General features: G+C 36.4%; 19 protein-coding genes. 4 read left to right on the plus strand and 15 right to left on the minus strand.

The window, feature by feature from the left end:
• Positions 1–35: 35 nt before the first annotated feature.
• Positions 36–2,777 (plus strand): TonB-dependent receptor plug domain-containing protein, encoded by a 2,742-nt coding sequence (locus tag OPU68_RS09370; protein WP_498473721.1) that lies wholly within the window; start codon positions 36–38, stop codon positions 2,775–2,777.
• Between the two features lie 174 nt (positions 2,778–2,951).
• Here the strand turns inward: OPU68_RS09370 and OPU68_RS09375 are convergent, their stop codons facing one another.
• The 12 genes from OPU68_RS09375 to OPU68_RS09430 form a co-directional block, all read right to left on the minus strand.
• Positions 2,952–5,519, minus strand: a complete 2,568-nt coding sequence (locus OPU68_RS09375; RefSeq protein ID WP_498473722.1) for a copper-transporting P-type ATPase — start codon at positions 5,517–5,519, stop codon at positions 2,952–2,954.
• 118 nt (positions 5,520–5,637) lie between these two features.
• Positions 5,638–7,074, minus strand: a complete 1,437-nt coding sequence (locus OPU68_RS09380; RefSeq protein WP_498473723.1) for a serine hydrolase — start codon at positions 7,072–7,074, stop codon at positions 5,638–5,640.
• Positions 7,075–7,215: 141 nt separating this feature from the next.
• Positions 7,216–7,701 carry a hypothetical protein gene (locus OPU68_RS09385; RefSeq protein ID WP_498473724.1) on the minus strand — a complete coding sequence of 162 codons (486 nt, stop codon included), beginning with the start codon at positions 7,699–7,701 and terminating at the stop codon, positions 7,216–7,218.
• Positions 7,702–7,812: 111 nt separating this feature from the next.
• Positions 7,813–8,628 (minus strand): GLPGLI family protein, encoded by an 816-nt coding sequence (locus tag OPU68_RS09390; RefSeq protein ID WP_498473725.1) that lies wholly within the window; start codon positions 8,626–8,628, stop codon positions 7,813–7,815.
• Positions 8,629–8,766: 138 nt separating this feature from the next.
• Complete coding sequence (locus tag OPU68_RS09395; protein WP_498473726.1) at positions 8,767–9,657, minus strand: alpha/beta hydrolase; 891 nt, start codon at positions 9,655–9,657, stop codon at positions 8,767–8,769.
• 44 nt (positions 9,658–9,701) lie between these two features.
• Positions 9,702–10,604, minus strand: coding sequence for an EamA family transporter (locus OPU68_RS09400; protein WP_498473727.1), 903 nt, complete (start codon positions 10,602–10,604; stop codon positions 9,702–9,704).
• Positions 10,605–10,657: 53 nt separating this feature from the next.
• Positions 10,658–11,470: a class I SAM-dependent methyltransferase gene (locus tag OPU68_RS09405; protein WP_498473728.1), complete on the minus strand. Its 813-nt coding sequence runs from the start codon at positions 11,468–11,470 to the stop codon at positions 10,658–10,660.
• A 61-nt stretch (positions 11,471–11,531) separates the two neighbouring features.
• A complete protein-coding gene (locus OPU68_RS09410) occupies positions 11,532–12,443 on the minus strand; it encodes a hypothetical protein (RefSeq protein WP_498473729.1) in 912 nt (303 codons plus the stop codon).
• Between the two features lie 88 nt (positions 12,444–12,531).
• The gene (locus tag OPU68_RS09415; RefSeq protein ID WP_498473730.1) at positions 12,532–13,074 is read right to left on the minus strand and encodes a helix-turn-helix domain-containing protein; all 543 of its coding nucleotides are present in this window, start codon (positions 13,072–13,074) and stop codon (positions 12,532–12,534) included.
• A gap of 3 nt (positions 13,075–13,077) precedes the next feature.
• Complete coding sequence (locus OPU68_RS09420; protein WP_498473731.1) at positions 13,078–13,227, minus strand: hypothetical protein; 150 nt, start codon at positions 13,225–13,227, stop codon at positions 13,078–13,080.
• Between the two features lie 52 nt (positions 13,228–13,279).
• Entirely contained in the window at positions 13,280–13,846 is a 567-nt protein-coding gene (locus tag OPU68_RS09425; RefSeq protein WP_498473732.1) for a helix-turn-helix domain-containing protein, read from the minus strand.
• A gap of 78 nt (positions 13,847–13,924) precedes the next feature.
• On the minus strand, positions 13,925–15,373 hold the full coding sequence (locus tag OPU68_RS09430; protein ID WP_498473733.1) for a right-handed parallel beta-helix repeat-containing protein: 1,449 nt from the start codon (positions 15,371–15,373) through the stop codon (positions 13,925–13,927).
• A gap of 76 nt (positions 15,374–15,449) precedes the next feature.
• On the opposite strand from OPU68_RS09430, the gene OPU68_RS09435 reads away from it, so the two are divergent.
• Together OPU68_RS09435 and rbp are read left to right on the plus strand one after the other, a co-directional pair.
• Positions 15,450–16,310, plus strand: coding sequence for an aldo/keto reductase (locus OPU68_RS09435; protein ID WP_498473734.1), 861 nt, complete (start codon positions 15,450–15,452; stop codon positions 16,308–16,310).
• Positions 16,311–16,466: 156 nt separating this feature from the next.
• Positions 16,467–16,835, plus strand: coding sequence for an RNA-binding regulator (gene rbp / locus OPU68_RS09440; protein ID WP_028122417.1), 369 nt, complete (start codon positions 16,467–16,469; stop codon positions 16,833–16,835).
• A gap of 65 nt (positions 16,836–16,900) precedes the next feature.
• Here rbp and OPU68_RS09445 read toward each other — a convergent pair whose 3' ends face one another.
• Genes OPU68_RS09445 through OPU68_RS09455 form a run of 3 tightly spaced genes read right to left on the minus strand, consistent with a single transcriptional unit; the run spans position 16,901 to position 19,829 of the window.
• Positions 16,901–18,700, minus strand: coding sequence for a DUF4153 domain-containing protein (locus OPU68_RS09445; protein ID WP_498473735.1), 1,800 nt, complete (start codon positions 18,698–18,700; stop codon positions 16,901–16,903).
• Between the two features lie 36 nt (positions 18,701–18,736).
• Positions 18,737–19,216: a BlaI/MecI/CopY family transcriptional regulator gene (locus tag OPU68_RS09450; RefSeq protein WP_498473736.1), complete on the minus strand. Its 480-nt coding sequence runs from the start codon at positions 19,214–19,216 to the stop codon at positions 18,737–18,739.
• A gap of 13 nt (positions 19,217–19,229) precedes the next feature.
• Positions 19,230–19,829 carry a phosphatase PAP2 family protein gene (locus OPU68_RS09455; protein WP_498473737.1) on the minus strand — a complete coding sequence of 200 codons (600 nt, stop codon included), beginning with the start codon at positions 19,827–19,829 and terminating at the stop codon, positions 19,230–19,232.
• Between the two features lie 206 nt (positions 19,830–20,035).
• Here OPU68_RS09455 and pdhA point away from each other — a divergent pair, with 206 nt between their 5' ends.
• A complete protein-coding gene (pdhA, locus tag OPU68_RS09460; protein ID WP_498473738.1) occupies positions 20,036–21,040 on the plus strand; it encodes a pyruvate dehydrogenase (acetyl-transferring) E1 component subunit alpha in 1,005 nt (334 codons plus the stop codon).

Consider the following 21,040-nt stretch of genomic DNA (forward strand, 5'->3'; position numbering starts at 1 on the left):
GTTTTTTTATTTATAAAACGTAAAATTTAGAATATATGAACAAAGTAACTATTATTAATTCAAGGAAAGGAATTGCGCTCACAGCGGCGGTTATTTTATTTTCTGGAATTTCATTTGCACAAGCTCAGGAAACAAAAGCGGTTAAAGATTCTACTTCTGATAAACAAATCGAAGAAGTGGTTTTGGTAGGATCCAGAAGCGGCGGAAGATCAAAAGCGGACAGTCCGGTTCCTGTAGATGTTTTCAATCTGAAAGACATTCAGCAGAGTTTACCACAGACGAACATCAATCAAATCCTTAATACGATTGCGCCTTCTTTTACCTCAACCATTCAGACCAATGCAGATGGATCGGACCATTCAGATCCCGCACAGTTGAGAGGTCTGGGACCGGATCAGACTTTGATTTTAATCAATGGAAAAAGAAGACATACATCAGCATTAGTCAATGTCAACGGTGCTCCGGGAAGAGGTACTGTAGGAACCGACCTTAATGCCATTCCAGCCTTCGCTCTTTCCAGAATCGAGGTTCTGAGAGATGGAGCGTCCGCTCAATATGGTTCAGACGCCATTGCCGGCGTGATGAACCTTCAATTGAAAAGAGACACCGGAAAACTGACCGGACAACTGAATTACGGAGGTTATCTGACAAAAGCAGCAAATGATCACACTGGAAATTATGACGGTCAACAATATCAGTTGGATTTAAACTACGGAAATAAAATTGGTAACAAAGGCGGTTTTTTCAATTTAACCTGGTCATCCCAATTCCGTGATCCTACCAGAAGAGCGGGAACAGAAAGTGGTGCCATCTACAATGCATACAACGCAATCGAGAAAAGAGCAGCAGAAAGCGGCGTGAATCTTTCGTCTTATTTCAATAATATCAATAATCTGAAAGGCACTGCCGGAGAACAGGATTTTGTGAATTTAATTCACCAGTATTCTCAAGGTGTCAATTATTTTGATTCTGGTTTCCAGTCAAATATTCAAAATGCATCATCCATTTCAGCTTTGCAAGGTTTGTTAGGCGCAAATGTAACTGATAATGAATTGGCTTACAGAGGACAAACCAGAAAAGATTTCAATCAGCAGGTTGGACAGTCCAAACTGAGTAACCATCAGTTATTCGCGAACATAGAAGTGCCTTTAAATGACAATTGGAAAGCTTATACTTTCGGTGAATATTCGATCAGAGATGGTGCATCAGGCGGATTTTACAGAAGACCAAACCAAGCCAGAACTTTCACTGGATTGTATATTGACGGTTATCTGCCGGAGATTCACACAAAGATTCAGGATGTTTCATTATCTGCGGGCATCAAAGGAAAATGGGACGGCTGGAATATAGATTTCAGTAATACTTTCGGACAAAACAGTTTTGATTACACGATTGAAAATACAGGAAACACAAGTTTAAGATTTAATTCTCCGAGTTCCTTCAAAGCTGGCGGATTGCAGTTTCTACAGAACACGATCAATCTGGATTTCAGCAAATCATTTGATCTTTTGGAGGGCATTAATGTCGCTTTCGGGGCAGAACAACGTCACGAAAATTTCAAAATCAATCCAGGTGAAGAAGCTTCTTACACGGCTTATGACATTAATGGAAATCCACAAACACCAACTTCTGTGAATCCAACTGATTTCTTCGGAGCATCTTTGGCAGGAAGTTCTCAGGTTTTTGCAGGTTTCCGAGAAGCAAACAGAACGGATAAAAACAGAAATTCCTATGCTGCCTATGCCGATGTAGAATTTAATTTTACCAATTGGTTGTTGGTAGATGCCGCAGTTAGATACGAAGATTATTCAGATTTTGGATCGACATTTAATTATAAATTAGCTTCCAGAATCAAACTTTCAAAGGATCTTAATTTCCGGTTTGCAGGTTCCACAGGTTTCCGTGCACCTTCGATTCATCAGATTTATTATAATACGACTTCCACTTTATTCGTTAACGGAAGTCTGAGAGAAGTGGGAACTTTCAGCAATGATTCTGAAGTTGCTAAGTCTTTTGGAATAGAGCCATTGAAACAGGAAACTTCAAAATCCTTCAGTACCGGTTTTACCTACAAGATTCCATCGCTTAATCTGAACTTTACAGCCGATGCCTACTTTATCAGAATTGATGACAGAATTGTTTTGACAGATCAGTTCACCGGAGGACTTGTTACAGCTTTAAACCTTAATGGAGCCCAGTTTTTTGCAAATTCCATCGATACAGAAACCAAAGGTTTGGACTTTGTAATCAGCCATTCTCTAGCAAAAGAAAGCTTCAAATTTACAAATGATTTTGCGATCAACCTGAACAGAACCAAAAAAGTGGGCGATGTGCACCCTTCGGAAAAATTGAGAGATCTTGGTTTGGAAAATACATTTTTCTCAGAAAGATCAAGAATTTATCTGGAAGATTCTGTTCCTAAAGTAAAAGCAAGTTTGTCTCATAATTTTTCATGGAATGATTTCAATTTCTATCTTAGAAATACCTACTACGGAAAAGTTTGGGGCGCTGATATTGTGGATGCTAACTTTGACGGTACTATTTTACCAAACGAGCATCAGTTTATTTCCGATAAAATCATCACAGATTTATCAATAGGTTACAACATCAGCAAGAATTTTAATTTGACCATTGGAACGAACAACTTGTTTGACATCTATCCAACCAAGAATGTGACGGCTTCTACTAATAATGATCAGTTTATCTACTCACGTTCAACTTCCCAGTTCGGGCAGAATGGTAGATATGTATTTAGTAAGCTGACCGTTAATTTTTAATTTGACGATTTTAAGGTTTTTATTTTGTTTTGAAATGGCATCGGGATCTTTCTCGGTGCCATTTTTTATTGAATTTAATTTATATGGATATTTCGAGAGCCTCCGCATAACTTCTGTAATACAAATCGCATAATTTTAGAATTGTCAGTCTAAGGCTCTCGAAGACATTAAGATTTAAACATCAAATTTTGCATTATTCAATCTCAAAGAATTCAGGATCACGGAAACCGAACTGAAACTCATCGCCGCCGCCGCAATCATCGGACTCAATAAGATTCCGAAGAAAGGGTAGAGCAAACCTGTTGCTAATGGAATTCCCAAAACATTGTAAATGAATGCGAAGAACAGATTTTCTTTGATGTTTCTCAATAATTTCTCACTTAGGATTTTTGCTTTTGCAACGCCAAGAATATCGCCTTTCAGTAAAGTGATTTCGGCACTTTCTATGGCAACATCCGTTCCTGTTCCCATTGCAATGCCGATGTCGGATTGGGCTAAAGCCGGTGCATCATTGATCCCATCACCTGTCATCGCCACGATTTTTCCTTCATTTTGAAGTCTTTTAATTTCGTTCATTTTATCTTCCGGAAGACAGTTGGCTTTGTAGTTTTTGATTCCGAGTTCGGCTGCAACTGCTTTTGCGGTGTTTTCATTGTCGCCGGTCATCATTATTACTTCAACATTCTGATCCTGAAGAAACTTAATAGCTTGTTTCGAACTGGGTTTTATTTGGTCTGAAAAACTTAAAAACCCCAAAACTTTTCCTGCTTTTGCGAGATAAGAAATGGTTTTCGCTTCGTTTTGTTTTGCAATGACTTTTTGTTTTAATTCTTCGGAAATACTGATATTAAATTGTTTTAATAGAGATTCATTTCCCAGCAGAATATCTTCCTGATTAATCATTCCTTTAACGCCTTTTCCTGAGATGTTTTCAAAATTTTCTACTTTCTCAAACTGTAATCCTGGATTGTCATGCTGAGCCTGTCGAAGCATCTTCAGAACTGCATTGGACAACGGATGTTCAGAATTCTGGTTTAATGAAGCAGCCAATTTCAGGATCTCATTTTTGTCCGAGTTTTCAAAAATTTCTATGCTGCCAAGACTTGGTTTACCTTCTGTAAGCGTTCCGGTTTTATCGGTTATCAGAACATTGATTTTGTACATTTGTTCCAGAGCTTCTGCATTTTTTATTAAGATTCCATTCTGTGCGCCTTTCCCGATGCCGACCATCAGGCTCATTGGTGTTGCCAATCCCAGAGCACACGGACAGGCGACAATCAAGACTGCAACGGCGTTCACAAAAGCATAAATCAACTTATTCTCGCCTCCGAAAATATACCACAGCACGAAAGTCAAAACTGAAATAGCAATCACGGTCGGAACAAATATCTTTGAAACTTTATCTGCCAATTTTTGGATTGGTGCTTTGCTTCTGCTGGCATCATTCACCATTTTGATGATCTTGGAAAGTAATGTTTGGTCACCTACCTTTTCGGTGGTCATCAAGAAAGATCCGTTGCCATTGATAGTTCCGGACGTCACTTTGTCGCCCGCTTTTTTCTCAACAGGAATTGGTTCGCCTGTGATCATCGATTCATCAATGTTGGAACTTCCCTCCTTAATTTTTCCATCCACAGGAATTTTTTCGCCCGGTTTTACTCGCAGAATATCATTCACTTTAATTTCTGACAGAGGAACTTGTTTCTCACTTCCATTCATAATCAGATTAGCGGTTTCCGGAGAAAGATTCATCAAAGCTTCAATGGCTTTTCCGGTTCTTTGATGCGCTCTTGCTTCCAGCATTTGTCCCATTATGACCAAGGTCAAAATCACACAAACCGATTCAAAGTAGAGCGGGACAGAATCGCCGTGTGATAATTCGTGAGGGAGAATGTTTGGAAAAATTAATGCCACGAAACTGAAAATGAGTGCTGCTGCTACGCCTAAGGCAATGAGTGAAAACATATTGAGATTCCAGGTTTTGAAGGAAACCCAGCCACGTTTCAGGATAAACCAACCTGCGTAGAAAATGACAGGAAGAGATAATATTAATTCTAAAATCCCCTGAACCTGATGAGAAAATGGCCAGTCAATCCACATTCCGCCCATTGACAGAATGAATACAGGAACGGAAAATGCAACGGAAATCCAGAATTTTCTTTTTAATATTTTATAAGTTTCGTCTTCGTGTTTTTCTCCTTTTATGGGAATCTGGACAAGATCCATTCCGCAAACCGGACAGCCAACGTTGGAATCGTAGACTTTGTCGCCCTCACAGAACATTGGGCAGTAGTATTTTCCTTCGTTGACGGTTGATGGTCGATGGTTGATGGTTTTGTGATGGCGTCCTTCGACTCCGCTTAGGCTGATATTACCATCAACTGACAACTGTGAACTATCAACCAATTCCTGAGTGATCTGTTCCAAATGCATATGACAAACCGGGCAATCGCCTTTTTCGTCGTATACCTTGTCACCTACGCAGAACATTGGGCAAAAGTATTCTCCGATTTTATCTTTGAAACTTTCCGGAAGATTGGTTTTGGAATAAGCCTGCGGTTTATTTCTTTGATCTTCTCTTTCTTCAATGGGAACGAGGAACATGTTGCATACGGGGCATCTTCCTTGCTTGAAGTAGAGTTTCTCGCCCTCGCACTCCGTTGGGCAATAATAGACGGAACTCGGGGAGATTCTTTGGCTTGGATGAAGGTTGTTGTGATTATGATGTGTGTGGTCTTCCATTTTGTGATATTTACAATGACAAATTTCCGAAAAATAGAACGGACGCTGTTGTAAATAAATGGAAAGATGTTATACATCAGTTTTTAGAATTTTTTTCAAAATGGTATTTATGGAAAAATTAATCTAATTTTAAAATGAGATTTTTGTCTGTAGTTTTGTCTGCATTCTTAGCAAAATTTGGAGCTGAAATCCATCTGGTTTTGTTGATAACTAGTTTGAACTGATATTCTTTGCCTTTCTCAAATTGCGATTTTGGAATGGACAATTCAAAAGTGTTAGCATTTTTTCTAGTCATTTGGAATAATTTATTTTCCGCATTCCAATCATTGAATATACCAGCCACTGAAATACTTTTTACCAAACCGCTATCCAGTTTTTTATTGTGTGTGTAAGTGAAAATAACGTTGTCGCCCTCAATTCGGTAACCGTAAATTTCCTTTTGTTTATGAATCAATAAATCATTGGCTATGTCAAATGTCGCGTTGCTGAGAATCTCACCCGTTTCTGGTGCACTGATGTTGACCATTACAATAATACCCAAATTCTCCTCGGGAAGTATGGAGAACATTACCTGATTGCCATATGCTCCGCCGTGTTTGAAAGCATATTTACCGAATTCTGAAACATAAATTCTGTCCCAAAAATAGCCATACCAATCCTCATAGCTGTTTGTAATGTTTCGTTGCGATTCCTGAACCGTTTTGTTTTGACTGTCCAATTCGAACTTTAAAAACTTCATCAAATCTCCCAATGTCGATTTAGTTTTCAAACCAGCCGAACCAGATAATTGACTCGCATAATGAGGCATCAAAACGTGATTGTTATTATAACCATTACCTAACTTTTCATTGGCATCTAAAGTAAATTTCGTGTGGTTCATATTCAGCTTTGACCACAGATTTTTCTCTACTAATGTATCGAAAGGTTCGTTGTAAATATTCTCGAGCATCAGACCAGCGATCTGCAGACTTGGGTTGCTGTAAAGGTATTTTGTTCCGGGAAGTGTGTCCAGTTTTACAGTCTTCAAGTCACGCAAAAAATCCGTTTTTGAATAATTTTTGTAAAGTTTTACCAACTTGAATGTCGTGTGGTTGTCAAATGTTTTCATAATTTCTCTGTCATCAGGCAAAACACTTGGAATGGCCGATCTATAAGAAATCAAATCTTTAATGGTAACTGGTTTTCCTTCGTATTGCAAATTGGGATAATCACCTTTTAGATATTTTCTGATGTCATCGTCCACATTCGCTTTTTTATCCAGAACGGCTTGTGCAAGCAGATAACCAGTCATCACTTTCGTGACAGATGCGATTTCGAAATAGGTATTGTCGTCGGCTTTATTCCCTTTGCCTTTATCGATTTCGCCGTAATGTTTCGTATAAATTTTACCATCTTTTATGATGCCGATGGACACAGAATACGCTTTGGACTTACCAAATAGAGATTTTGCGTTTTTATCCATCGCGGAGTAGACAGAAGCATCCTTAGCGGTCTTAGTTTGACTGAAGATTGAAGTGCTGATTAGCATCGAGAAGAAAATGATGAGTTTGCCCATAAGATGAAGTATTTTTTTTAATGAGGTTTCAATAATCAGACAAGCGACAATGGATTTTTATTACATCGGTTAAAATAATTAAAAAAGAAAACCTTCAGGAATGTCTGAAGGTTCATTTTTATAAATTCAAAGATTGAATATTTATTTTTTCGGTTTCAAAGAAAAATTATCCAGATAAACGGCCTGATGCACGCCATTTAGCAATACTTTGAGACCCAGATTTGAATCTTTTTTTAATGAAAAGGTAATCACTTTTTTAGCGCCCGTTATTTTTGCAGGTTTCACGATGGTGACAAATGATTTCGGATCCGATGCTTTGTTGATTGACAATAGTTCCAGTGTCGTTTCGCCGCCGTTGTCTGAAATATCCATGCTGAGTGTGTAGGTTCCCGCTTTGATTTTTGGTGTTACGAGATACATATTTTCCTTCGGACTGGTCATCGAGTAGAATATGATTTTCTTGTCACTTGCATACAGCATTGCTTCTCCTTTTTGAGCCGACCAGCATTTGTCTATTTCCTTCCAGGTGTCAAAATTTTCGGTCAGTGTGGAGACCGTTTTACACTGTGCATTTACAGTTAGAAAACCTCCTAAAGTCACAATTCCTCCGAATATTATTTTTCTCATTCTTCTAATAAAATTTATTGAGGCAAAAATAGTTAAAAAAGGATGTGATACAAAGTTATTTTTAATGAATCTAAATAACTTTGCAGTCAATAATATTTTTTACTGTAAGATCTATTTCAAAAGATTCAGCTCAATCATATTATTGTCTTTCCCAAGTCTATCTAACGCCTGCTGATTCAGTTCCTTTATGATTTCGGAAGATGTTCTCCATTTTCCGGTCGAATCATGTTGGTCAGGAATTTGTCCGACTAAATCCGATGTAGGATTCTGACGATAATTTTTAAATTTTTTAACGAATTGATTGTAGCTTAATTCAACAATGCGGTAATTGTTCAAATCAGGATAAATGAATTGTTCCTGATTGGATTTAATTCCTTTCAGTTCAAAAACGTGGTTTTTATGATTGTCCTCAATTTTCAGAATCAAACCAGGTAAACCCCTGAATTTGTAAGGTCCATCAGGAATTGGAATTTCCTTCGTGAACCAAGCTGTCCATTTTCTGCCTCCATATTCTGTGGTTGCTTTTTGAACATCATAATTAAGGATTTTGGAAAACTCATTGATCAGTTTCCAATCCAATTGTAAATCTTGCTTTACTTTGTATTTGTCCCACATCAAGAATGTTGTATGAACAATTTGATTTGTGTTAGGATATTTTGTAACCCACTCATTGACGATCGCATTACCACCAGGCATAGAATTAATACCTTTTTTGTAGTCTGCGAATTGTGCAGAATCTGATGAATATCTTACGGAACTATAATATTCAGATCTGTCTTTCTGTATATTCAACACCATCATTTCTGTCTTTATATCTTTCTTGTTGGTGGAATCAGGAATGAATTTGTATTCGTAAAAAAATTGATTGTTTTGCCCGAAAGTAAAATTGAATAAGAAAAGTAGAATTACAAGATAAATGTTTTTCATTGATAAAAATTTTGTAAAAGTAAATATAGCTCGTTTCACTGCCATTTTTCCGCACAAAAATTCACAAACTTTGTTAAATAAAAACTTATAAATAACTTATCCCGGTGCTGCGGATTTTTAATAGGTGATTTTACATCACTAATTTCTTTTATCGAAAACTTTCCTCAACTCTGCCACCACAAACTTCATCGCCGGAAAAGCCCTTTCACTCCCTGCACACCAATCTGCTCCCAGATGTCCAACATTCGGCTGAACAAATAAAACCGAACTTACTCCGGCATCTAAAAGTTTCTGATGTAATTGCTCGCCTTCATCCCGGATTCTGTCATTTTCTGCAACGACTATAATGGATTTAGGAACTTTCCTGAAGTCTTTTGCCAGAAGAGGCGATATGCGGATATCACTGGTGTTGTCAGTTTTATTCAGATACCAATCTATGAAAAAGCCATAAGCAGAATAGGAATCTGAACCTTTGGAAAGATCCAGTGCGGGATCCACGAGTACCTGCGCTGTTACAGGAATTGGTTTTTCCGCCGAGGCATTCATCAGACCAAGTGAAGCAACCAACTGTCCGCCTGCGCTGTCGCCTATCAAAACGAGTTTTCCGTTGGCGTTCAGTTTCTCTGTATTAGAATATATCCATTTCATCACCGAATAGCTGTCGTCAAATGCAGCAGGGAATTTATGTTCCGGTGCTCTTCTGTAATGGACTGCCACTACAATAGCTTCGGTATGATTGGCGAGATAACGGCAGATGTTGTCGTGGGTTTCCAGATCACCGGCTACCCAGACTGCGCCGTGAACCAGATAAATAACAGGCAGTTTCTTTTTTGGATTTGGGTTATAAATCCTAATGGGAATAGAATCCACCAACTTATTTTCAACGAGTGTTACAGATTCCGGTTTCACATTCAGATCTGTGATGCTGTTGGCGATCGAAACACGAACTTCATCCGGCGTTGGCATCCTGTTTTGTGAAAAAGAAAATATGAATTGTAAGAAGAGGAGGGACGTTAGTATTTGTTTCATCTTAAGTAATTAAGTGGTTCAAATTTAACTCTAATTCCTCAAGATTATTTAACTAATTTTTCTTCATTAATTTTAAAAATCTCCTTAGCATTAAAAACAATTACAGCTACAAATATCAAAGCATAAGAAAAGATCTGCAATGCGCCCAAAGGCTCGTGGTAAACTACGCCGGCTAAGACGAAAGCAATAATAGGATTGATATTCAGGATCATCCCAACCTTGGAGGAGCTGATGCCGGAAAGTGCAAAGAGATTCAGTAACAATGGGACAATGGTGTACATCACGGCGATGATCTCTATATAAAAATAGAATTTGAAATCTGTAATGAAACTGCCTGAATAAGCCGGGAAAAATGGCAGCAAAATCAAAGCTGATAAGAGAATGTGAAAATTGAGGATGAGAAACTTATCAAACTGCTTGTTCTTGTTCTGGCTGATGAGGTACGCGGCATAACTGAAGCCAATGAGACTGCTGTAAAACATATCAATCATATTGGCATACGATAGCAAAACGCAGCCGACGAGACTTAGAAAAACCGATAACCATTGCAGTTTCGTGAGTTTATCTTTCAGTAAAAAATAGGCAAGAATTGTTGTGATAATCGGGCAAACCAAATACGCTACCGAAGTTGCCCGGACACTGACATGATTCATCACATAAATAAAAGAAAACCAGTTTGCCGTAAGCAGGATGCTGCTTCCGATATTCAGAACAATCAGATCTCGTTTGTTTTTTTTGGAAATTGATTTAAAATAGCTGATGTTTTCTGTCAACGTTTTTCTTTTGAAAAGAACAGAAACGACGGTCATTATCATTGCACAACTGAACACCCTATAAAAAAGTATATCAGGCGAAGCGAAAAAATGAAGCGGTTTCAAAACCAAACTGAAAGTGCCCCAAAGTATAAAAGCTGTGATGGCGGCAAGGTAATATTTGAGGTTGTTCAAGCTGTAAGGTAAAATGCTGGTGCAAAAGTAGAAATGTTTTGAATCATTTTATGTTATTTCATATTACTTTTCTTTGCTGCCATCACAGAATAAACCATCGGAATCTTATCGCCAAGATGTTCTATTCTGTATTTCTTAGGCGCAATTTCTACAGTTTTATTAAAGCAATTGTAGGGAGAATAATCGTACTCATCAAGAGAATTAATTTCAAGTCCGTTGGCTATCAAACTATTCAAAACCTCGCTGAAACCGTGATTCCACATTACATAATCCTGAGTGATGTCGGCGTTTTTGTCTGCATAAGTTCCGCTCTCGGTTTCTACAATGGCACCGGAGTTGAAATATCGGTAGTTGATTTTTTCAAAATTATCATCAAACATCCAAATTACAGGATGGAACTCTACAAAGACAAATTTCCCATTTGGTTTCAGAAATTTCGAAATGACTTTTGCCCATTTGTCCAGATCCGGCAGCCAGCCGATTGTACCGTAACTTGTGAAAACGATATCAAATTCTTCATCAAGATGATTGGGTAAATCATAAATATCGGAACAGATAAAATTGGTGTCAACATCAGTTTCAACTGCTAACTTTTTTGCGCTGTCAATTGCTTTGTCGGACAGATCTACACCGGTAACTTTTGCGCCCAATCTGCTCAGCGAAATAGAATCTTGGCCGAAATGACACTGCAGATGCAGAATGGATTTTCCTTTGATATCACCCAACAATTCGAGTTCAATACTGTTGAGAGATGTGTTTCCATTTTTGAAACCTTTGAGGTCATAAAAATCTGATTCCAGATGCGCATCTGTTCTGTTGTTCCAGGATTCTCGGTTGATTTCTATGTAGTTTTTTTCAGAATTCATACTTTGTCGTGATAAATTTCAAATTTATAAAATAGCATTGTTATAATCCTAAATAAGATTATTAATCAATCCCAAACTTATGATTGGAGCAATCAATAAACAAACTATTTTTCAGAAAGATTTTGTTTCCCAACATTCCTGTCATTCCGGAAAATTTCATTAATGAAAATTGAGCATTAGAAAAACCTTCTACATATGTGATTTCTTTTACAGGAATTTCTATGTTTTTGAATTTGATATTTTGATAATAATCTGCCGTGTAGGTGGTCAAAATATCGTTCCAGGATCTGGCTTTTTCTATTTTTACTTTTGACTTGGCTGATTTTAAGTTTTCCCACTCTTCTTTGTAAGTCAGCAATTCGTAAGCGCTGGTTCCGGAATCGTAGAGAAATTTTTTTTCTTCATCTTTTAGAATTCCGGGAATAATGATTTTTCTCTTTTTGAATTTGAAATCAAAAAGATTGTTTTTGAAGTTTTTAGGAACGTATAAGAGATTAAAAACAACATAATTTTCTCTGAAATTAATCATGGCTTTTCTGTCTTCCAAAACATCTGCGCCTATGGTTCCGATGATTTTTATAGAATCTGTTTTATCTACTTTTTCAGTTTTAAAGATCCTAAACTGATCAGAAGAGATTTCGGTTTTTCCAATAAAGAATGAAGCTTTTGCCCGATCATTACTCATCTTGATCTCTTTAATATTTTTTATCGAATTTGAATATAAAAGAGTGTAGGGCGATCCGGTGTCAAACTGCAGATAATAAGTTTCCGGATTTCCTGAAAAATGAATAGGCAATAGCAACACATTTTTTTCATTTCCAAGCCAGGTAATCGGGATATTTCCGCTTTCATTTTTTACGGTCAGATAATTTTTTTCCGGTGTGAATTTCTGATCAAAATAAATATAGCCTCCAACCAAAATCAATATTAAAATAGTTAGAAATCCAAAAGCAATTTTCTTAAAAAGTTTCATTGTCAAATTTTTCTGCAAGATTCGTATTTTGAAATCAGATTTGCTGTGAAACTGATATGACAATTTTACGTCAGTTTTATGACTTAGGTTATAAGAAGTTGGTTTTCAATTTGATGCTGAGGTTTTTGTTTTGATTGAGACTGATTCCGTTTTTGATGATAATGAACAGTTTTAAAGAAAGAAATATGATCAACGGAACGATGAAAAGCGGAAATCTCATTGAGATTGCCTTCTGAACAAACGGACTTATGATCATTAAAACAGAAAAAATAACGGTCACAATAACATGAATGCCGACGATGTTTTTCCCCATTTCTTTATTAATAGAATCTTTGGTTTTATAAGTCAAAATTAATGGAAATATTATGCTTCCAAAAGGAATGATAAGGCCGAACAAAGCCGAAAGATTGATGAGTTTTGCTCTGTCGATTTCTGGATTTTCTTCATCAATTAGAAAAAGATTTTCGGGTTCAATTTTCAAAGCTGTTGCAATAGCTTTCAGAGTAAAACCTTTCGGGATATTTCCAGCCTCGATTCTTTGAATTGTCCGCAAAGAAAGTCCTGACTTTTCCGCAAGTTCGGATTGTGTCAGATTTTTTTGTTCGCGAAGGGTTTTGACTTTAGTTGACAAGTTTTATTCTATTTCTTCAATAATTATGTTTCCAGAAATAATATCTGCTGTTTTTTCAATTATTCTCCATAATCTTTCTTTTTCTTCTCCTTCTGGAGTTTTGTCATATTCTCTTGCTAAATCAGAAAGCAATTTTTTAATTTGTTCAAACATATTTAATTATTTATAAATAAAATATAAAGAAATAAATTCAAATTTCAAAATCTTACTCTAAAACCTTATCCAAAGCAATTCTCTTTTTGTCTTTTGAATTCGAAAACTGAGTAGGAGAAAAGCCTGTGATTTTCCTGAACTGGCTGGAAAGGTGCTGAACGCTTTTATAACCTAATTTTTGAGAGATTTCCGTTAGACTAAATTCTTTGTAAAGCAACAGTTCCTTCACTTTTTCAATTTTTTGAAGAATGAAATATTGTTCCACAGTCACGTTTTCATTCTGAGAAAAAAGTTTGGAAATTGCGCTGTAATCTTTATTTAGTCCGGAGCTTAGAAATTCAGATAAAACAAAACTTTCGGCAATGTCTTGTTCCGATATTTTCTGGATGATAAGGTTTTTGATTTTCTCAATTTGTTTTTTGGAAGAATCTTCAAGAATTTCAAATCCAGTTGATTTTAATTTGGAACTGAGGTTTTCCAAGTCTTTTTCAGAAATCTGATTTTTGCTTTCAACTTCGCCAAAGTCGATATTAGAAATTTCGATTTTGAGTTCATCAAAAATAGCCTGAACAGCAGAGATGCACCGGTTGCAAACCATATTTTTGATAGAGATTTTCATAGACCAAATTTAACGAAAATCCTGCTCATAAAAAAAGCATCACAAATTGTGATGCTTTATAAAATGACATTTGATTATTTATTTGATAATCAATTTGATATTTGATTTTTTGCCTTCGGATTGTTGTGTGATAATGTAAACACCAGATTGCAAATTTGTATTGATTTCATTTTTACCTTTATTCACGATTGCGGAATGCACTACTTTGCCACTCAAATCCTGAATCACAATATTTCCAGCACTTTCTGTCTCCAGGAAGAAATGATTTTTGCTTGGATTTGGATAAATTTTCATTTGTGATTTGGAAACATCAGAAACTGCTAAAATTTCTCCGCACTTATATGGTTTGAAGGAAACTGTATTGGCAGTTTGACTTCCAATGACAGATTGTACCATTGCGTCGTTGGACAGTTCATCTTCTCTCCAGCAATTGCCAAGTGCACTTACCTGGTTTGGTGTATTGTTGAAAAAAGCTACCGTATTTCCTGCGTTACCATTATTCTTGAAAACATTGTTACCATAATCAGTTGCTGTTCCCAAATCAATAACCGCATTACTCAGGATTGTAATTCCCCAAAGATTTCCACGGATCTGATTGTTTCTTACAATTACATTTGCGGTTCCTGTCAACGAGATTCCACTTCCTCCAAGGTTTGGATTGTTTTCGGTATTGTTGTTCTCGATAATGTTGTTTTTGATGATTCCTGTAGAACCACCACCCTGATTGGTAATTCCGTAGCGGTTGTCTCTTATGGTATTACCTTCTATTCGGAATCTGTTTGTACCTCCAAGAAGTCCGGAAACCGAAACTCCACCAGCTCTTAGAATTGCTCTGTTACCGGTGATGATATTATTAATAACTCTGGTAGAATCTATGCCGCCAGGTCCCATATTGATTTGAGGATAATTACCATTGTCTGTATTATTGCCGTAGAAATAATTATTGGTAATATCTATTGATACAGATCCGGACGCTCCGGAGTTGATTCCTGCTCTGGAGTTTTCCAGAAACTGGGAATTTTTCACAACGTGCCCTTTCCCTTGGAACAATGCCAAAGCTGCACTGCTAGCAAGATTGGTAGAGCCGGAGTTGTTGTTTTTATAAAGAATACAATTATCCATCAAAAAAGGATTTGCGGTAAGTACGCGCACGCCGCCGCCATATTCTACTCTGGTATTTTTCATTTCCGCAACAGCACCTTCTTCAAAACGGATTCCTCTGTAAGGTGCAGCTATGTTGCTTGCTGTAATGGTAAAATTGCCAGCGGTTGTTTTATACTCGCCATAAACAAAAATGGCAACACCCGCATTGACTTTCAAAGTTGCATCTTCATTAATCATTAATTTGTCTGTTGCAGAAATAGTGAGATCAGCAGTCAGGGTGTATTCTAATCCGTTTTTCACCAAGACAGTTGGTGCAGCAGCAGATAAGCTTGTTAATGTGTAGCTTGTTCCGTTGTTCGGAGTCGTGAACTGAGCCTGCAAAAATGCGCAGCTCATCACAAACAAAAGAGTAATTTTCTTCATAAAGTAAAAATTTTAAGTATCAAATTTATTAATGTATTTTGTGTTTAACATAATATATTTGTTAAAAATTTAAATTATGTTTTCAGAATTAATTGCGGGAACAATGCGATGGGGCGTCTGGGGCGCCAATCATTCCGAGAAAAAAGTGCAGGAACTCATAGAAGTTTGTCTGGAGGAAGACATCACCACTTTTGATCATGCCGATATTTATGGTGATCATACCACAGAGGAACTTTTCGGGAATGCGTGGAAAGAAATGAATATTGACAGAGAGAAAATACAGATGATTTCCAAGTGCGGGATCGTGATGAATTCTGAAAAGAAACCTTCATCTCTTAAATATTACAATTACAATTCTGATTATATTGTTAATTGTGTCAATGAAAGTCTGGCGAATCTGAAGACAGATTATCTGGATCTTCTTTTATTGCATCGCCCATCGCCATTGCTGGATCCGGAAGAAGTTGTAAAGGTTTTTGAAACGTTGAAATCCGAAGGGAAAGTAAAAGAATTTGGCGTGAGTAATTTTTCGGTTTCGCAATTTGAATTATTGAATCAGTATTGTCCTTTGGCTACCAATCAAATCGAAGTTTCTGCCAATCATACCAATTCGTTTTTTGACGGCACTTTGGATCAATTAATGATGAAAAACCTGAGACCAATGGCCTGGTCTGTGATGGGAAATTATTTCTCAGAAAAAACAGATCAGAATATCATCATCAACCATCTTTTGAAAGAGCTTTGCATCAGATATAATGTTGAGGAGAATCAGATTCTACTTGCATTTATTTTGAGACATCCATCAAAAATAATTCCTGTAATCGGAACGTCCAAGGCGGAGACAATCAGGAATCTAAAACAATCCTTATTGATTGATCTGGAAGCAATAGATTGGTTCAGAATCCTGGAGGCGAGCCGTGGGAAACAGGTAGATTAGCCAGTTTTAAATTCATTTTAATTTTATTTTCAAACTATATAATTATTCAAAAATAATTGTATCTTGCACTCAATTATATTTGAAATCAATAATGCAATTTTGTTGTTTTTCCTTAATATAATAATAAAACAACAGTTAACTTAATTTTTTTTTAAAATGAACATTTTTGTTTCAAACATCAATTACGCAACTAAAGATTATCAGTTGCAAGAATTATTCGAAGAATTTGGAGAAGTAACTTCTGCAAAAATTATTACTGACAGAGACACTGGGAGATCAAAAGGATTTGGTTTCGTAGAAATGGGAGACGAAGAAGGAAAACAAGCATTAGATGCTTTAAATCAGAAAGAATTTAACGGTAAAATACTAAATGTTACCGAGGCTAGACCAAGAGAAGAGAAACCAAGAAGATCTTTCGATAACAACCGTGGAGGTGGTTACGGAGGAGGTAACAGCGGAGGCGGTTACGGTGGTGGAAACAATGGAGGTGGAAACCGTGGAGGCGGTGGAGGCGGCCGTTGGTAATATCCCTTACAAAACAACAAAGCGATCTATTTTTAGATCGCTTTTTTTATGCTTTAAGTTTAGATTTATTTTTTCTTAATCAGTAAATAAGCGTTATCAAAATTGATGGTAGGTGAGCTGTTGTACTTGTACTTTTCTATTATCAGATTTCCCAACGTGATTTTGAGATGATACTTTTCCAGATCGGCTTCCATTGCCATTTCCGGCAGATTTACTTTTCCGGTTTTACCTTTGTATTTCGTTTTTAAATCTTTGATTAAAGATGAAAAATCGGCTTCCTTACCGGAATTTAAAATGACTTTGAATTGTGGTTCATCATCTGTGATTCTGTCGAAGATTTCAAATGTATCGTTGCCAATTGCTTTGTTGCTGTGATTGTACCGGTTGAAGTAAAAAACATAGTCGTAATCGCCGACATCGATGATTTGTTGATTGGAAATCAGTTCTAATCTTTCATAGTAGGAAGTGGATCTGTCGGTTTTTTTAATATTCGAAAACTGATCTTTAACATTAAGATAAAGCGAATATGGATTTTTTGAATGAGTTATTTCCCAAGCCAGATTTTCTTGTTTTTTGACATCGATTAATTTTAATAAAGATTCATATTCGTTTCGTTTGCCCAAAAATTCAAACTTGTTCGCAATTTCCGTCGCTGTGCTGTCGACAACTCGCCTTGTAAAATCGATTTTTTGATTGTTATCAAGCAATTTATTCTTAGTTAAAAGTTCCATTAATTGATTTTGTTGACTTCGTTTCGCCACAGAAAATGTATTAAGAAAAGGAAAAACCAAAGCGAATAATCCGAAGGCAAAAAGACTTGTCGGAATGAATTTGATGGTGGCATTTTTATTAATGATAAAATAGAAAACAACCGTCACAAGCCAAATTGAAAGCAGTACAACAAAGTATCTCGGTTCCGTATACCCATATTCCAAAATTCTGGTGAATATGGCGGTGAAAAGTAGGATCAATAAGGGAATTAAAGTAAAATAAAAAATTTTAGAGAACATCTTGACCCAAGATTTGGCTGAGTTTTCTTTCAAAGGGTGAACGAGCAATATTGCTAAAATCCCAACAATAGAGTAGGCGAGGACGAGATACGAAACCCAACCTCTCGGCAATTCCCAATTGATCAGTATTTTCGCAGAGTAGAAATATAAAATTACAACGTATATAATAAGGAGTGGAATCAGAATGTATTGTGTAAAGAATTTCAGGACCACTGGATAATTGCCTTCTTTTTCAAGGTATTCCAAACCTTTTTCATTGAACAAAAGAAAGATAAAACTACTTCCAAATATTGCCAAAAGATAAAAAACGCGAAGGTAAATTTTATCATTAAAATTAAAATCGAAAAGCTTGTCAACCGCCACAATAGCCAATTCTACACCGCCGGTCAAAACGCCTGTGAAAATGGCAGTCAGAAAAATATTGATGAAGAGATTCTTGTTGTATAGCCAAAAATCCATCTCTGTCTTCTTCCTAAAAAATGCAGCAAATGAGACAAAAAGATGCGACAAAACGAAAGTAGGAACAATCAAAAATGCGTAAACTTCTGTGAAGTCTTTTTCCAATTTTGGCAAAAGAAAATAGAATCCAACTAAGAATAGAATGCCGCCAAGTTCCAGCAAAATCTGTTTCCCGATCCTCTGCGAAAGGACTTTTAAACCAAACATTAATGAAATTCCTAAACCGAAAACTAAGGTCAATTTGGTCAAAGTAAAAACTTTTTCGCTGGAGCGGAAATTTTCTTCAGCGATGAACATCAGACAGACAGAAGCGGAAAAAGCCATCAATAAAACCAAAGGAAACTGCCGAATGGCAAAACCCGCTTTCCCGAATATTTCGTTTATTTTTTGATTCATAATGGTTGTGTTTGGCTTGTCAATGGAGATATAAAGTTATTTCTTTTTACCTTTCTTCTTTTCCTTTTTTTCTTTTTTCTTAGATTTTTTCTCGCCTGTAATCTCTTTAATAAACTCCTGAATATGATTGTTTTCCATTTTTTCCTTCAATGTAATTTTTCTGGTTTTTCCTACAGAAAACTGTTCAAAGTCTTGTGCTGAAAGATATTTTTCATCCACCAAAACTTTCAGCAACTCATTTCCGGAGTTATCAAAATAGTTTTCCAAGAATCGTTTCAATACAAATTTTTTATAGTCATCAAAACTAATCGACGGCGAGTAAAGATAGATTCTGCCTTGCTTTTCTGTCGTCAGATAATGTTTTTCAACCAAGATTTTCAGGAAAGTTGAAACGGTATTTTGATGAGGTTTTGGTTCAGGATAAATGTCCATCAATTCTCGAAAGTAGATTTTACCTTTTTGCCAGATCAGTTGCATTATTTCTTCTTCAGAAGGCGTTAACGTTTGTAATATCATAAAAAAAATATTTTTAGAAAATAATGGCGTTAACCATTGTCAGATAAATTAAAGATACAAATACGGCGATTGCGCCACCGGACAAAACTTCTTTTGGCGTGTGTCTTTTCAGAATAACTCTTGTAATTCCAATTAATATTGATAAGAAAAACCAGAAAATTCCAATCACTGGTTCTATCGTAAAAAACAATGCTGAAACGTAAATGTTAAGACTTGTATGCATCGAACTTTTTATGAAAAAATTACTTATCTGCATTAATATTAATAAAATACAAAGCATAAAGATTGCCCAGTCCATTTCCTTGTGAAGGTAAAAATCCACGGCTAAAAAGATGACCGTTGCAATAATGATAAATATATAAAGTGAATATCGCTGCTTGCGATTCGAGACATCCATATTGGTGTAGTTTCCATTCTTCACGTTTCTGTAGATCCAAAGTGCAACAGGAATTATCAGTAAAAGTAAAATTGGCAAAAACTTTTTAGACGCTTCTTCCCAAGTGTAATTCTTATAACTATAATAAAAGAAGTAAATCACCAGAGAAACCAACGGATTGAAAAAGTTCGAAATGACTTTCGACAGATTGAGAATAAGAGGGTTTTTGATTTCCATTCAGAATAATTTCGAGTTCAATATACAACATTTATCATTTTCTGCAAACCCGCTAATTTGAATTGGATTCAGTGATAATGCAATCGATTGCGCAATTTTGAATATTGATTTAGAGTAAAGGATTCTATTCCACAAAAAAATATGATAATATGCATACAATAAAGAAAGATTTTTTTCTTATTTTTGCTACATATTTCGAAATTACAATGAAAGAATTTTCTAAAGAAGTCTACCTTAAATGGTATGAAGAAATGACGATGTGGAGAAGGTTTGAAGACAAATGCCGCTCTCTTTATCTTAAACAAAAAATCAGAGGTTTTTTACATCTTTATAATGGTCAGGAGGCTATTCCTGCAGGTTTTACCCACGCAATGGATCTTTCCAAAGACAGTATGATCACAGCATACAGATGTCACATCCACCCAATGGCGATGGGCGTTGACCCAAAAAGAATTATGGCAGAACTTTGTGGAAAAGCTACAGGAACATCTCAGGGAATGGGAGGTTCTATGCACATTTTCAGCAAGGAGCACCGTTTTTATGGTGGTCACGGTATTGTTGGAGGTCAGATTCCTTTAGGAGCTGGTATTGCTTTCGGTGACAAATATTTTGACAGAAAAGCGGTAAACATCTGTTTTATGGGAGATGGTGCTGTACGTCAGGGTGCACTTCACGAGACTTTCAATATGGCGATGAACTGGAAACTTCCTGTGGTATTCGTTTGTGAAAACAACGGTTACGCAATGGGAACTTCTGTGAAAAGAACTGCCAACCACGAAGATATTTATAAATTAGGATTAGGATATGAGATGCCTTGTCTTCCTATAGATGCGATGGATCCTGAGAAAGTGGCTGAAGCTGCTTACGAAGCGATCGAAAGAGCAAGAAGAGGAGACGGACCAACTTTCATCGAGGCCAGAACTTACCGTTACAGAGGTCACTCTATGTCAGATGCTGAACCATACAGATCCAAGGACGAAGTAGCACAATACAAATTGGAAGATCCAATCGAAATTGTGAAACACAGACTTTTGGAAAACAAATGGGCAACTCAGGAAGAGTTGGACGCTTTGGAAGAAAAATCAAGAACTTTCGTAGAAGAGTGTGTTGAGTTTATGGAGGAATCTCCATATCCGGATGCTTCTAAACTTTACGATTATGTATATTCCACTCCGGATTATCCATTCATCAACAAATTAGAAAATAATTAA

This window comes from Chryseobacterium sp. TB1-D10, from assembly GCF_059803555.1.

Bases quoted from the DNA above. Each gene is read 5' to 3' on its own strand.
- OPU68_RS09435 (WP_498473734.1), top strand. From the start codon at position 15,450: ATGTTTTCAGAATTAATTGCGGGAACAATGCGATGGGGCGTCTGGGGC.
- rbp (WP_028122417.1), top strand. From the start codon at position 16,467: ATGAACATTTTTGTTTCAAACATCAATTACGCAACTAAAGATTATCAG.
- OPU68_RS09380 (WP_498473723.1), bottom strand. From the start codon at position 7,074: ATGGGCAAACTCATCATTTTCTTCTCGATGCTAATCAGCACTTCAATC.
- OPU68_RS09405 (WP_498473728.1), bottom strand. From the start codon at position 11,470: ATGAATTCTGAAAAAAACTACATAGAAATCAACCGAGAATCCTGGAAC.
- OPU68_RS09455 (WP_498473737.1), bottom strand. From the start codon at position 19,829: ATGGAAATCAAAAACCCTCTTATTCTCAATCTGTCGAAAGTCATTTCG.
- OPU68_RS09420 (WP_498473731.1), bottom strand. From the start codon at position 13,227: ATGTTTGAACAAATTAAAAAATTGCTTTCTGATTTAGCAAGAGAATAT.
- OPU68_RS09375 (WP_498473722.1), bottom strand. From the start codon at position 5,519: ATGGAAGACCACACACATCATAATCACAACAACCTTCATCCAAGCCAA.
- OPU68_RS09425 (WP_498473732.1), bottom strand. From the start codon at position 13,846: ATGAAAATCTCTATCAAAAATATGGTTTGCAACCGGTGCATCTCTGCT.
- OPU68_RS09450 (WP_498473736.1), bottom strand. From the start codon at position 19,216: ATGATATTACAAACGTTAACGCCTTCTGAAGAAGAAATAATGCAACTG.
- OPU68_RS09390 (WP_498473725.1), bottom strand. From the start codon at position 8,628: ATGAAAAACATTTATCTTGTAATTCTACTTTTCTTATTCAATTTTACT.
- pdhA (WP_498473738.1), top strand. From the start codon at position 20,036: ATGAAAGAATTTTCTAAAGAAGTCTACCTTAAATGGTATGAAGAAATG.
- OPU68_RS09385 (WP_498473724.1), bottom strand. From the start codon at position 7,701: ATGAGAAAAATAATATTCGGAGGAATTGTGACTTTAGGAGGTTTTCTA.
- OPU68_RS09395 (WP_498473726.1), bottom strand. From the start codon at position 9,657: ATGAAACAAATACTAACGTCCCTCCTCTTCTTACAATTCATATTTTCT.
- OPU68_RS09410 (WP_498473729.1), bottom strand. From the start codon at position 12,443: ATGAAACTTTTTAAGAAAATTGCTTTTGGATTTCTAACTATTTTAATA.
- OPU68_RS09445 (WP_498473735.1), bottom strand. From the start codon at position 18,700: ATGAATCAAAAAATAAACGAAATATTCGGGAAAGCGGGTTTTGCCATT.
- OPU68_RS09370 (WP_498473721.1), top strand. From the start codon at position 36: ATGAACAAAGTAACTATTATTAATTCAAGGAAAGGAATTGCGCTCACA.
- OPU68_RS09430 (WP_498473733.1), bottom strand. From the start codon at position 15,373: ATGAAGAAAATTACTCTTTTGTTTGTGATGAGCTGCGCATTTTTGCAG.